General features: G+C 68.6%; 13 protein-coding genes. 10 read left to right on the forward strand and 3 right to left on the reverse strand.

Annotated elements, in window-relative coordinates; genetic code table 11:
* Positions 1 to 10: 10 nt before the first annotated feature.
* From ACYVKL_RS38615 to groL, 8 genes are all read left to right on the forward strand, one after another.
* Positions 11 to 1,486: an ATP-binding protein gene (locus ACYVKL_RS38615; RefSeq protein ID WP_379174245.1), complete on the forward strand. Its 1,476-nt coding sequence runs from the start codon at positions 11 to 13 to the stop codon at positions 1,484 to 1,486.
* Positions 1,486 to 1,839 carry a UBP-type zinc finger domain-containing protein gene (locus tag ACYVKL_RS38620; protein WP_213558345.1) on the forward strand — a complete coding sequence of 118 codons (354 nt, stop codon included), beginning with the start codon at positions 1,486 to 1,488 and terminating at the stop codon, positions 1,837 to 1,839. The genes ACYVKL_RS38615 and ACYVKL_RS38620 overlap by 1 nt, the downstream gene beginning before the upstream one ends.
* A 116-nt stretch (positions 1,840 to 1,955) precedes the next feature.
* Positions 1,956 to 2,393 (forward strand): hypothetical protein, encoded by a 438-nt coding sequence (locus ACYVKL_RS38625; protein WP_379174243.1) that lies wholly within the window; start codon positions 1,956 to 1,958, stop codon positions 2,391 to 2,393.
* Positions 2,394 to 2,426: 33 nt separating this feature from the next.
* Positions 2,427 to 3,326, forward strand: coding sequence for an RNA polymerase sigma-70 factor (locus ACYVKL_RS38630; protein ID WP_379174241.1), 900 nt, complete (start codon positions 2,427 to 2,429; stop codon positions 3,324 to 3,326).
* Between the two features lie 124 nt (positions 3,327 to 3,450).
* Positions 3,451 to 4,533, forward strand: coding sequence for an NAD(P)/FAD-dependent oxidoreductase (locus tag ACYVKL_RS38635; RefSeq protein WP_379174240.1), 1,083 nt, complete (start codon positions 3,451 to 3,453; stop codon positions 4,531 to 4,533).
* 65 nt (positions 4,534 to 4,598) lie between these two features.
* Entirely contained in the window at positions 4,599 to 5,354 is a 756-nt protein-coding gene (locus ACYVKL_RS38640) for a Clp protease N-terminal domain-containing protein (protein ID WP_379174239.1), read from the forward strand.
* Positions 5,355 to 5,461: 107 nt separating this feature from the next.
* Complete coding sequence (locus tag ACYVKL_RS38645) at positions 5,462 to 5,764, forward strand: hypothetical protein (RefSeq protein ID WP_357188970.1); 303 nt, start codon at positions 5,462 to 5,464, stop codon at positions 5,762 to 5,764.
* 263 nt (positions 5,765 to 6,027) lie between these two features.
* On the forward strand, positions 6,028 to 7,650 hold the full coding sequence (gene groL / locus ACYVKL_RS38650) for a chaperonin GroEL (protein ID WP_213558340.1): 1,623 nt from the start codon (positions 6,028 to 6,030) through the stop codon (positions 7,648 to 7,650).
* Positions 7,651 to 7,765: 115 nt separating this feature from the next.
* On the opposite strand, the gene ACYVKL_RS38655 is transcribed toward groL, so the two are convergent.
* Positions 7,766 to 8,467, reverse strand: coding sequence for a TetR/AcrR family transcriptional regulator (locus ACYVKL_RS38655; RefSeq protein WP_379174238.1), 702 nt, complete (start codon positions 8,465 to 8,467; stop codon positions 7,766 to 7,768).
* A gap of 148 nt (positions 8,468 to 8,615) precedes the next feature.
* Here ACYVKL_RS38655 and ACYVKL_RS38660 point away from each other — a divergent pair, with 148 nt between their 5' ends.
* Together ACYVKL_RS38660 and ACYVKL_RS38665 are read left to right on the forward strand one after the other, a co-directional pair.
* On the forward strand, positions 8,616 to 9,566 hold the full coding sequence (locus ACYVKL_RS38660) for an NAD-dependent epimerase/dehydratase family protein (protein WP_379174237.1): 951 nt from the start codon (positions 8,616 to 8,618) through the stop codon (positions 9,564 to 9,566).
* Between the two features lie 122 nt (positions 9,567 to 9,688).
* Positions 9,689 to 10,330 (forward strand): DUF4386 domain-containing protein, encoded by a 642-nt coding sequence (locus ACYVKL_RS38665; RefSeq protein WP_379174236.1) that lies wholly within the window; start codon positions 9,689 to 9,691, stop codon positions 10,328 to 10,330.
* Between the two features lie 13 nt (positions 10,331 to 10,343).
* Here the strand turns inward: ACYVKL_RS38665 and ACYVKL_RS38670 are convergent, their stop codons facing one another.
* Together ACYVKL_RS38670 and ACYVKL_RS38675 are read right to left on the reverse strand one after the other, a co-directional pair.
* Positions 10,344 to 11,216, reverse strand: a complete 873-nt coding sequence (locus ACYVKL_RS38670; RefSeq protein WP_379174235.1) for an SDR family NAD(P)-dependent oxidoreductase — start codon at positions 11,214 to 11,216, stop codon at positions 10,344 to 10,346.
* 46 nt (positions 11,217 to 11,262) lie between these two features.
* Entirely contained in the window at positions 11,263 to 11,406 is a 144-nt protein-coding gene (locus ACYVKL_RS38675) for a hypothetical protein (RefSeq protein ID WP_213558338.1), read from the reverse strand.
* Positions 11,407 to 11,724 lie beyond the last annotated feature (318 nt).

The following is an 11,724-nucleotide window of genomic DNA, read 5'->3' on the forward strand; positions in this document are numbered from 1 at the left end:
GTAGGCGCACATGGGCAACACCCGATTGATCTGCGACCCGAACGAACTGCGGCACCTGTTCCTGTTCGAGAAGCTCGACGACACCCAGCTGGCCTGGCTGTGCCGCGACGGTCGCGTCGAAATGTTCGAGCCCGGAATGGTTTTCCGCGAGGGTGACCCCGCCACCTGCTTCTACGTCCTGATGGACGGCGAGGTGCGGCTGACCAAGATGTCGGGCGGCGAGGAGATCGAACTCGTCCGCACCGAACACGTCGGCTCGTACTCGGGCGCGTGGACCGCCTACATGGGCGACAAGGTCGAACAGACCTATACCGCGTCCTTCTACGTGACCCGGCCGTCGAAATTCTTCGTCCTCGACGCCGGCACCTTCGCGAAGATGATGCAGGAATGGTTCCCGATGGCGCTGCACCTGCTGGAGGGCGTCTTCTTCGGCAACCGCAATGCCAACGAGCGCATCGGCCAGCGGGAACGGCTGCTGGCGCTCGGCTCGCTCTCGGCGGGTCTGACCCACGAGCTGAACAATCCGGCCGCCGCCGCCGTGCGCGCCACCTCCTCGCTGCGCGACCGGGTGGCCGGGATGCGGCACAAGCTGCGGATGATGGCGCACGGCAAGTTCAACTCCGAGACCCTCGAGGCGCTGGCGCAACTGCAGGAGGAGGCGGCCGCGCAGGTCGCCAAGGCCCCGGTGCTGACGCCGCTGGAGGCCGCCGACCGCGAGGACGAGCTGGGCGACTGGCTCTCGGACCACGGCGTCGCCAACAGCTGGGACGTGGCGCCGAATTTCGTGCAGGCCGGGTTCGACATCGACTGGATGGAGAGGGTGCACGGCACGCTCTCCGGTTGCGGCGCCGACGTTTTCGAGGCGGCGATGAAGTGGCTCAACTACACCGTCGAGACCGAGCTGCTGATGAACGAGATCACCGACTCGACCAACCGCATCTCCTCGCTGGTGCACGCGGCCAAGCAGTACTCGCAGATGGATCGCGCCCCGTTCCAGGTGGTGGACATCCGGGAACTGCTCGACAGCACACTGGTCATGCTGGCCCGCAAGATCGGCGACGACATCACGGTGGTCAAGGAGTACGACCCGGCGTTGCCGCCGGTGCCCTGCTACGCCGCCGAACTCAACCAGGTGTGGACCAATCTGATCGACAACGCGGTCGCCGCCATGAACGGCCGCGGCACGCTCACCGTGCGCACCTATCAGGAGAACGACTGCGCCGCAGTGGAAATCGGCGACACCGGGCCCGGCATCCCCGACGAGATCCGAACCCGCATCTTCGAACCGTTCTTCACCACCAAGCCGGTCGGTGAGGGCACCGGTCTGGGGCTCGACATCTCCTTCCGGATCGTGGTGAACAAGCACCACGGCGACATCCGCGTCGAATCCGAGCCGGGAAACACGCGATTCATCGTCCGGCTGCCGCTCGAAGCGGCAGCATCGTCGGAAACCGGGACAGTGCAAGCGACTACGGAAGGCAACTGATGACCGGACAGATCGAGGGCATCGACATCACCGTTCCGCCCAGCGGATCGGGCTGCGTCGAATGCGACGCGGCGGGCGGCTGGTGGGTGCACCTGCGCCGCTGCGCGCAGTGCGGGCACGTCGGCTGTTGCGACATGTCGCCGAACCAGCACGGCACCAAGCATTTCCAGAGCACCGGGCACCCGTTCATCCAGAGCTTCGAGCCCGGTGAGGACTGGTTCTACAACTTCACCTCGGAGGAGATGTACGAGGGCGGCCCGGAGCTGGCGCCGCCGCACGCGCATCCGCTGGATCAGCCGGTGCCGGGGCCGAGCGGCCGGGTTCCGGCGGATTGGCAGCAGCACCTGCACTGACCAACCGTCTGGTCTGAATCTTCTGCTTTCGGGAGTCGCCGAGGCCGGGTACGCTGCTGCGAGCGCCGGGCCGGTCCGGCGTGTCCGGCACACTCGGGAACTTCGGAAAGCAGGGTATGAAGCGTCTTTCGATGGTCGCCCTCGCCGCTGGTGTGATGGTGTTGACCCTCGCTGGTTGTAGTTCGGGCAAATCCGGCGACGCCGGCAGTCTGAAACAGGCTGGGGCCACCACCGCGTCAGCCAGAACCACCAGCGCGGCCGCCACCACCACGACCGTCGAGTCGCCCGTCGACCTACCCGCCGCGGCCCCCACCGCCGCGACCGTGGTCAAGAAGACCAGCGCCCCCAACGGCGCCCAGACCACCTGCGCCGACTTCCGCGACCTCACCGAGGACGCCGAGCAGCAGGTCATCCAGCAGGTCCTGGCCGCCCACCCGGGCTCGTTCCTGGACGGCAGCCCCGCCGCCGCCCTCAGCACCGCCAAGCTCGCCTGCCTGGCCGGAACCTACGCCAACACCCCGGTCGCAGTCGCGATCCGGGTGGCCCCCAAGTAGTCTCACAGGAGAATTTCCGGGGAGGCGGTACCCATGCTCGAATTCGAACGGCACCGGCCGAGACTGTTCGCGCTCGCCTACCGCATGCTCGGATCCGCCGCCGAAGCCGAGGACGCCGTCCAGGAGACCTACCTGCGCTGGCACGGCGCCGACCAGGCCGAGATCCGCAATATCGAAGCCTGGCTGACCACCGTCCTGGTCAATCAATGTCGCACCTGGCTGGACTCGGCCAGGGCCCGCCGCGAAACCTACGTCGGACCCTGGCTCCCCGAACCCGTCCCCACCGGCCACGGCGAACTCGGCCCGCTCGAATCGGCCGAACAACGCGACCTGGTGTCCATGGCCTTCCTGGCGCTGGCCGAACGGCTCAGCCCCACCGAACGCGCGGTCTTCGTGCTGCGCGAAGCCTTCGGCTACGCGCACCGCGAGATCGCCGACATGCTCGGCATCACCGAATCCAACGCGCAACAGGTGTACCGCCGCGCCGCGCACCGCGTGCAGGAGGAGAAGCCGCGCTTCGACACCGCCCCGGCGCACGCCCGCGAACTGGTCGAAAAGTTCCTCGGCGCAGCGCAATCCGGTGACATCGCGGCGCTCGAATCCATGTTCAGCGCCGACATCGTCGCTGTCGCCGACGGCGGCTCCAAGGTCAACGCGGCCAAGCGGCCCATCGTCGGTGTGTCCCAGGTGGCCCGCTACCTGCTGGGCCTGTTCGGCAAGATCCCGAGCTTCGGCGCCGACATCAGCGTCGTGGTCGAAGAGGTCAATGCCGCGCCGGCCTTCGTGGTGCGGTCGGGGGAGACCGTGCTCGGCACCGTCTCGGTCGGCTTCATCGGGGAGTCGATCGCCTCGCTGCATCTCGTGGTGAACCCGGACAAGCTCGCCTACTTCCAGCGGGACGACCAGAAGTTCGCGGACGAAACCGCTGGTTAGCGGCAATTTCAGCGTCACGGATGCGCATGTGACGGAGGACACAACCCGAATCTGTCAGGGATCGCGGGGCTGTCCGGTCTAGAGGGTGTCGGCTACCGAGCGGGGCCGGAAGAGGAGCACTCTCATGACCGAGCAGCACCGAATCGTCGTTCTGGGCGCGGGCTACGCGGGACTGGCCGCGGCACAGCAGGTGAGCAAGGCCAAGGGCGCGCACGTCACCGTCATCGACCTGCACACCGAATTCGTCGACCGGGTGCGCCTGCACCAGGTCACGGCCGGGCAGGACGTGCAGCGCTGGGAACTGCGGAAGGCTCTGGCGGCCAAAGGCATCGAGTTCGTCAACGGCCGCGCCGAGCGCATCGACACCGCCGCACGCCGGGTCGAGCTGGCCGGCGGCGACGCCGTCGCCTACGACTCGCTGATCTACGCCCTCGGCAGCCGCGCCGACCTCTCGATGGTGCCCGGCGCCGCCGAATACGCCCACACCGTCGCGACTTCCGAAGACGTGCAACGGATTCCGGAGCTCGCCGGCCGGGTGGCCGTGGTGGGCGGCGGCGCGACCGGCCTCGAGACCGCGACGGAACTGGCCGAATCGCGCCCCGACCTGGAGGTGGTCCTGGTGAATTCGGACCAGCCGGGCGGCTGGCTGATCCCCAAGGCCGTCACGCACATTCGTACGGTGCTGGATCGTCTCGGCGTCCAGGTGCGGGTGGCCAAGGTGGCGGCGGTGACCGCGACCGGACTCGAGCTGGTCGACGGCGACCGCATCGACGCCGACATCGTGCTCTGGACAACGGGTTTCAAGGTTCCCGAGGTGGCGGCCGACTCGGGCCTGCCGGTGGACGCGCGCAACCGGGTCCTGGTCGACGAGCACCTGCGGGTGCCCGGGGTCGAGGGTGTGTACGCGGTCGGCGACGCGGCGGTGATGATGGGGTACAACGGCCGTGAGGCGCGGATGTCGTGCCAGGCGGCGCAGCCCGCGGGCAAGTACCTGGGTGCGGCCGTCGCGGCCCGGCTGCGCGGCAAGGACCCCAAGCCCTTCCGGGCTCGCTTCGTGCTGACCTGCATCAGCCTGGGTCGCCGCGACGCCGTCGTCCAGTTCATGAAGGCCGACGATTCGAACGGCAACACGGTGCTGACCGGTCGCACGGGGGCCTGGATCAAGGAGCAGATCGTGAGCGCGGTGGGCCGGGGTGCCAAGCCTTGATCCTTTCCGCCACCATCGTCAACTCATGGTTGACCATCCATGCATGGTCAACCTAGAGTTGACGCATGACGAATTCCATTCGCCTCGACGATCTGATCGACGGCATCAAGAAGGCTCGCCCCGACGACGTCCTCGAGCAGCTCTCCGACGCCGTCGTCCTCGGCAACCACATCGGTGACGTGGCCGATCATCTGATCGGCCACTTCGTCGACCAGGCCCGCCGCTCCGGCGCCTCCTGGACCGATATCGGCCAGAGCATGGGCGTCACCAAGCAGGCCGCCCAGAAACGATTCGTCCCCAAGACCCCCGCCGACGCCGGCCAGGCGGGCGCCCTCGACCCCAGCGCCGGTTTCGCCCGCTTCACCTCGCGCGCCCGCCAAGTGGTGATAGCCGCGCAGGAAGAAGCCCGGGCCGTCGGCAACCTCGAGACCCGCCCCGAACACCTGATCCTGGGCCTGCTCTCGGAACCGGAGTCGCTGGCCGTCAAGGTCATCGAGGCCAAGGGCATCTCCGCCGACGCCGTCCGCAGGGTGGCCACCGCCGCCCTGCCCGCCGCCACCGGCGACCCCGTCCCGCCCCTCATCCCCTTCGACGCGCAGGCCCGCAAGGCCCTCGAGCTCACCTTCCGCGAGGCGCTGCGGCTCGGCCACAACTACGTCGGCACCGAACACCTGCTGCTCGCTCTCCTCGATCTGGAGCACGGCGCGGGAGTCCTGTCCGGCCTGGGTCTGGACAAGGACGCGGTACAGGCCGACGTCGCGGGTCTGCTGGCGTCGCTGCAATTGCCCGGTTCCGCGGCGACCGAACCGGACACGCAGTAGTCCGCGTGTCGCTCCGCACTGCTGCCGACCTGGTGATGTAGAACTCGGCACCGCTCCCGTCGCCCCGGATCCCGTGGGGAGCATGTTGCGCCAGATACGATTGTGGAATGGCGGACGACGAGGGTTCCGACCTAGTTGCGGGGGAGCGGCGCGCTGACCTGCTGCGCGCCCTCAACTATGTCTCCACCGAGGACACGCCCGACGGCGGCTACATCGTGAACGGGGACCTCCCACCAGAGGTGGCGCCTCCGTTCATCCGCGCGATCATGCGCATCGAAGCCGAACTCCTGCTGCAGGACGCCGAACTCGTCACCGTCGAGCACGGCGAACCCCGCACACCCGAGGAGCGCCGCACCGATGCGCTGATCGCCCTGCTGCTGCGGGTGGATGACCGGTCGCACTTCGGGTAGTCCTCGTGCGATCCCCGGCCGCCGAGAAGCCTCGCGCGGCCATCGGCGGTTTCCGCTCCGGATCCGGGGCTCGGAACGCCGCCCCAACCTTGCACTCGTCTTGGGTGAGTGCTAGAAATGGCTTTGGCACTCCCTACCGGTGAGTGCTAGGTCGGGGCGGTGAGGCCGGGCTGTGTTTCAACCGAAGCTCCTCGGTCGTCCGTCGCGGGCACCATGCCTGGCCAGAACACTGTCAATCCCCAGATCTGGAGGATCTCAACGCAATGGCCAAGACAATTGCGTACGACGAAGAGGCTCGCCGCGGACTCGAGCGTGGCCTGAACGCCCTCGCTGACGCCGTCAAGGTGACCCTGGGCCCCAAGGGCCGCAACGTCGTGCTGGAGAAGAAGTGGGGCGCCCCCACCATCACCAACGACGGTGTCTCCATCGCGAAGGAAATCGAGCTCGAGGACCCGTACGAGAAGATCGGCGCGGAGCTCGTCAAGGAAGTTGCCAAGAAGACCGACGACGTCGCGGGTGACGGCACCACCACCGCCACCGTGCTGGCCCAGGCGCTGGTCCGTGAGGGCCTGCGCAACGTGGCCGCCGGCGCCAACCCGCTCGGCCTGAAGCGCGGCATCGAGAAGGCCGTCGAGGCCGTCACCGCCAAGCTGCTCGACACCGCCAAGGAGGTCGAGACCAAGGAGCAGATCGCCGCCACCGCCGGTATCTCGGCCGGCGACTCGTCCATCGGTGAGCTCATCGCCGAGGCCATGGACAAGGTCGGCAAGGAAGGCGTCATCACCGTCGAGGAGAGCAACACCTTCGGTCTCCAGCTGGAGCTCACCGAGGGCATGCGCTTCGACAAGGGCTACATCTCCGGTTACTTCGTGACCGACCCCGAGCGTCAGGAAGCGGTCCTCGAGGACCCGTACATCCTGCTCGTCGGTTCGAAGATCTCGACCGTCAAGGACCTGCTGCCGCTGCTGGAGAAGGTCATCCAGGCCGGCAAGCCGCTGCTGATCATCGCCGAGGACGTCGAGGGCGAGGCCCTGTCGACCCTGGTCGTGAACAAGATCCGTGGCACCTTCAAGTCCATCGCCGTCAAGGCGCCGGGCTTCGGTGACCGTCGCAAGGCCATGCTGGCCGACATCGCCATCCTGACCGGTGGCGAGGTCATCAGCGAAGAGGTCGGCCTCTCGCTGGAGACCGCCGGCATCGAGCTGCTGGGCCAGGCCCGCAAGGTCGTCATCACCAAGGACGAGACCACCATCGTCGAGGGCGCGGGCGACGCGGAGGCCATCAAGGGCCGCGTGCAGCAGATCCGCACCGAGATCGAGAACTCGGACTCGGACTACGACCGTGAGAAGCTGCAGGAGCGTCTGGCCAAGCTGGCCGGCGGTGTCGCGGTCATCAAGGCCGGCGCCGCGACCGAGGTCGAGCTCAAGGAGCGCAAGCACCGCATCGAGGACGCCGTCCGCAACGCGAAGGCTGCCGTCGAAGAGGGCATCGTCGCCGGTGGTGGCGTGGCCCTGCTGCAGTCGGCTCCGGCCCTGGACGCGCTGACCCTGACCGGTGACGAGGCCACCGGCGCGAACATCGTTCGCGTCGCGCTGTCCGCGCCGCTGAAGCAGATCGCCTTCAACGCCGGCCTGGAGCCGGGCGTCGTCGCCGAGAAGGTCTCGAACCTTCCCGCCGGCCACGGCCTGAACGCCGACTCGGGCGAGTACGTCGACCTGCTGGCCGCCGGCGTTGCCGACCCGGTCAAGGTCACCCGCTCGGCCCTGCAGAACGCCGCCTCCATCGCGGCGCTGTTCCTCACCACCGAGGCCGTCGTCGCCGACAAGCCGGAGAAGGCCGCCCCCGCGGGCGACCCGACCGGTGGCATGGGCGGCATGGACTTCTAGTCCGCGCCTCCGGCAACGGAATTGATCGAACTGGGCCCGGTCACCTCACGGTGACCGGGCCCAGTGCTGTGTGTGGTGAGGATCGGCACCGAAAACACTCGGTGGCGGGCGGGAGTCAGTCGGCGGCGGGGAGGCCGACCAGGTCGGCCATCAGGTTCATGTGGTGGTGGAAGTAGTCGGCGACGGCTTCGATGGTGCCGTCCAGGCGGCCGAAGATCTCGAAGGTGACCAGGCCGAAAAGCTGTGTCCAGCCGAGGAATACGCGGTCGAGGACCTCTTCGGGGAGGTCGGAGGACTGCTGGTCGATGAGGGCGCGCAGGTCGGCGCGCACGGGGGCGGGCAGGGGAGTGGGCAGGGCGGCGGGGGTGAGGCGGTCGGCGGCCGCGGCCTGGGCGGCGATGTCGGCGAGCAACAGGACGACCGTGGCGGCGGGCGCGACGGTGTCCTTCGGGGCGTCGTAGCCGGGGATGGGGCTGCCGTAGAGCAGGCCGTATTCGGTGGGGTTGGCGATGGCCCAGTCTCGTACCGCGGTGCATACCGAAAGCCATTGTGCGCGTTCATCGTTCGCTGGTGCGGCGGCGCGGGCAGCGCCGGCGGCCGCGCCGAGAGCGCGGTAGCCGTCCAGGATGAGCGCGGTGAGCAGGTCGTCGCGGCTGGGGAAGTAGCGGTACAGCGCGGAGGCGACGATGCCGAGGTCGCGGGCGACGCCGCGCAGGGAGAGGTTCGCGCCGTCGGTGGCCAGCCGCGTGCGCGCGGTGGCCTTGATCTCCTCGATCATTTCGGTGCGGACGCGGGCGCGCAGGGATCCGGCGGACATCCTCGCAGTGTAGAGAACAGGCAACCGGTTGGAGAACGGCTGGCGACTAAGAGAACAGTGTTCTTGACAGGAAACGGTGTGCACTTCTACCGTCGATGACACGAGAACAGTGTTCTCGGAACACCCGTCCGACAGGATCGAGGACCTCATGTCCCTGCACGTCGTCATCGGCGCGGGCCCGGTGGGCACGGCCACCGCACGCCTGCTCGCCGCGCGGGGTGATCACGTCCGCGTCGTCACCCGCCGCGGCACCGGCCCCGAGCACCCGAATATCGAGACCGTCTCCGCCGACGCCACCGATGCCGCGGCGCTGCTCACCCACTGCGCGGGCGCGACCGCCCTCTACCAGTGCGCCCAGCCCGCCTACCACCGCTGGCCACAGGACTTCCCGCCCCTGCACCGCGCCATCCTGACCGTCGCCGAACGCTCCGGCGCACCGCTGATCACCGTCGGAAACCTATACGGCTATGGCGAATTCGACGGCCCGGTCTCCGAATCGCACCCGCTGCGACCGAATTCGACGAAGGGCCGGGTACGTGCGGACCTGTGGTCCGAGCAGTTGGAAGCCCACCGGACCGGCCGGATCCGCACCGCCGAGGTGCGTGGCTCCGACTACCTCGGCCCGGCCGCGACCTCGGCCTTCACCGCCCTGGTGCTGCCCGCCGTGCTCGCGGGCAAGCGCGCCCTGGTCCCGGCGGACCTGGATGCCCCGCACAGCTGGACGGCCACCGAGGACGTGGCCCGCCTGCTCCTGGCGGTCGCCGACGACGAAACCGCTTGGAGCCGAGCCTGGCACGTGCCCACCGCGCCGCCGCTGTCGATCCGAGCCCTCGCCGACCTGACCGCGTCGGTCGCCGGCACACCGCCCGCCCGGGTCGGCCGCCTGCCCGGCGCACTGCTCTGGGCGGCGGGCTGCTTCAACCGCGATGCCCGCGAGCTGCGCGAGCTGCGCTACCAGTTCGATAGGCCTTTCGTCCTGGACTCCTCCGCCGCGACCAGCCGTTTCGGGCACACGCCGACCACGCTCGAGGACTCCTTACGCGCCACGCTCGACGGACTTCCCAGCGGCGTTCCCGCTCATACCGCCGCAAAAAGGTAGGTCACGCCATGTCCGCAATGCGCGATTCCGTATCTCCAGGTGCTCCGAACCCGGCGAGCGTCGCTGTCTCCGCCACATCCCACGCCCCCAAGCGAACGGCTGTCGCGGCAAGGGCGCTGATCGTGCCCGTGTTGATCGTCGCGGCGGTGGTGTCCATGAACGCTGGGTTCGCCGGTCTGGGCGCGGTCTTCGATTACCCGCGGGTGTTGTCCCGCCCGGGCGCGGAGGTGTTGGCGTCGTTCCGGATGCACGAGTCCGCCGTGGTCGCGTGGTTCTCGATGCTCGCGGTCGGCGCGCTGCTGTTCGTTCCGATCGCCCTGGGGGTGGGTCGTCGCGCGGATTCGGCGCGCATGCGCTGGGCGGTGCGTGCCGGGGTGGCGGCGGGCGTTGTACAGGCGGCTGGCCTGTTGCGCTGGCCGCTGCTGGTACCGGGGCCGGCCACCCGGTCGGCCTCCGAGTTCGGAAGCTCCACGGCGGTAACGGAATTCGAGTTCCGGAACAGGGTGTTGGGCTCGGTCGCCGGTGAGACGCTGGGCTACTCGCTGACCGCCGTGTGGACTGTGCTGGTGGCATCGATCTTGTGGCACAAGGGGTTTCCGCGCTGGTTCGCCGTGCTCGGCACGGTCGCGGCAGCCCTGATCCTGCTCGGCGTGGCCGCCCCGTGGCGGGTGCCGGGCGCGCAGCAGGCGAATTTCGCCGGGTACGTGCTGTGGAGTGGATGGATGCTGGCGCTGGCCGTGTTGTGGGGCCGCCGCCGGCAGTGACGGCGGCCGGGGGTCACATGCCTTGGCGGAAGCGGGCGTGGCGGATGGTGTCCGCGCGCTCGGGGAGCACGCTGTCGACCAGGGCGGCGACGCGGCCCATGACCGGGGCGAGGCGGCGGGGGCGGTCGATGATGGCGTCGCAGATGATCCGGCCGCCCTCGTCCGCGGTCAGGGCGTTGGCGGTGGCCTGCTGGTAGACGGGGTTCGCGGTGATCATGTCGGTACGGACGAGGGGGAGGTAGATCGAGGTGAAGCGCAGGTTCTCGGTCTGGGTTTCTGCCTGCAGGTTGGTGCTCAGCGAATCGAGCGCGGCTTTCGAGGCGACATAGGCGGCGTAGCCGGGGCCGCCGTAGAGGTTGGCCAGCGACAGGATGTTGATGATCTGCCCGTCGCGCCGGTCGCGCATGGCGGGGGCGAAGGCGAGGATGAGGCGGACCGCGGCGAAGTAGTTGAGCCGCATGGTGCGTTCGTAGTCGTGGAAGCGGTCGTAGGACTGGTCGAGTGACCGGCGGATCGAGCGCCCGGCATTGTTGACCAGTATGTCGACGTGGCCGTGGTCGGCGAGGACCTGCGCGGTCATGGCGTCGAGGGCGTCGAAATCATTGAGATCGCAGGGGTAGGCGACGGCCTTCCCTCCCTCGGCCTCGATCTCGGCGACCACCCGCGCCAGTTCCTCGGCTCGCCGCGCGACCAGCAGGACGGTGGCCCCGGCCGCGCCGAGCTGAAGGGCGGCGACCCGCCCGATGCCGGACGACGCCCCGGTGAGCAGCACGGTCCGGCCGGCGACGGCGTCGGCGAGAGTGCGGTCGCGCCGGAGCCGGGACAGACTCACCTGGGTATCGAGTCCGTGCCTGATCTTGTGGAGCAGCGAGCTGATGTCTTGCATGCGCACTGATGCTAGGGACGGCACGGGTATTCGGTGGGGGTTCGAATCAACGGTTCGGGTGCCGGGCGGAGAGGGCGGCCGCCGCGTCGATGGGCCGGATGCCGAGCAGTTCGGCCGCGGCCGCAACCGTCGCGGGGGTGCCGGGGTCATTGCGGGAGGCGGGATCGAACAGAAGCTCGGCCAATTCCATGGCCGCGAGCGCTTGCTCGCGGGTGAGCAGTCGGCCCGGTAACCAACTAACGCGCCAGTCGGTTTCCTCAATCCCGGGCAGTCTTTCCGCGAACTCATCGACAACTGCACTCGTAATCGACCAACCACACACGTACACCCGCGAATTATGCCTCTGACCAGCCGATTTGACTTCTGTTCGTAGCAACACGTAACTTAGTCCAGGTCAGAGCGACACGGACACCGACCCGGAGCCCCAAGGGCCTGGGAAACGAGGTTGTACGAGGAGCGCCTGATGATCACATTAGCTTCGACCGACCAGCGGATTTGGTTCTGCTGC

It is taken from the genome of Nocardia tengchongensis, from assembly GCF_054781395.1.

Coding starts and splice junctions, on each gene's coding strand:
- ACYVKL_RS38645 (WP_357188970.1), top strand. CDS start 5,462: ATGGCGGACGACGAGGGTTCCGACCTAGTTGCGGGGGAGCGGCGCGCT.
- ACYVKL_RS38655 (WP_379174238.1), bottom strand. CDS start 8,467: ATGTCCGCCGGATCCCTGCGCGCCCGCGTCCGCACCGAAATGATCGAG.
- ACYVKL_RS38630 (WP_379174241.1), top strand. CDS start 2,427: ATGCTCGAATTCGAACGGCACCGGCCGAGACTGTTCGCGCTCGCCTAC.
- ACYVKL_RS38640 (WP_379174239.1), top strand. CDS start 4,599: ATGACGAATTCCATTCGCCTCGACGATCTGATCGACGGCATCAAGAAG.
- ACYVKL_RS38635 (WP_379174240.1), top strand. CDS start 3,451: ATGACCGAGCAGCACCGAATCGTCGTTCTGGGCGCGGGCTACGCGGGA.
- ACYVKL_RS38675 (WP_213558338.1), bottom strand. CDS start 11,406: ATGGAATTGGCCGAGCTTCTGTTCGATCCCGCCTCCCGCAATGACCCC.
- ACYVKL_RS38620 (WP_213558345.1), top strand. CDS start 1,486: ATGACCGGACAGATCGAGGGCATCGACATCACCGTTCCGCCCAGCGGA.
- ACYVKL_RS38615 (WP_379174245.1), top strand. CDS start 11: ATGGGCAACACCCGATTGATCTGCGACCCGAACGAACTGCGGCACCTG.
- ACYVKL_RS38670 (WP_379174235.1), bottom strand. CDS start 11,216: ATGCAAGACATCAGCTCGCTGCTCCACAAGATCAGGCACGGACTCGAT.
- ACYVKL_RS38660 (WP_379174237.1), top strand. CDS start 8,616: ATGTCCCTGCACGTCGTCATCGGCGCGGGCCCGGTGGGCACGGCCACC.
- ACYVKL_RS38625 (WP_379174243.1), top strand. CDS start 1,956: ATGAAGCGTCTTTCGATGGTCGCCCTCGCCGCTGGTGTGATGGTGTTG.
- groL (WP_213558340.1), top strand. CDS start 6,028: ATGGCCAAGACAATTGCGTACGACGAAGAGGCTCGCCGCGGACTCGAG.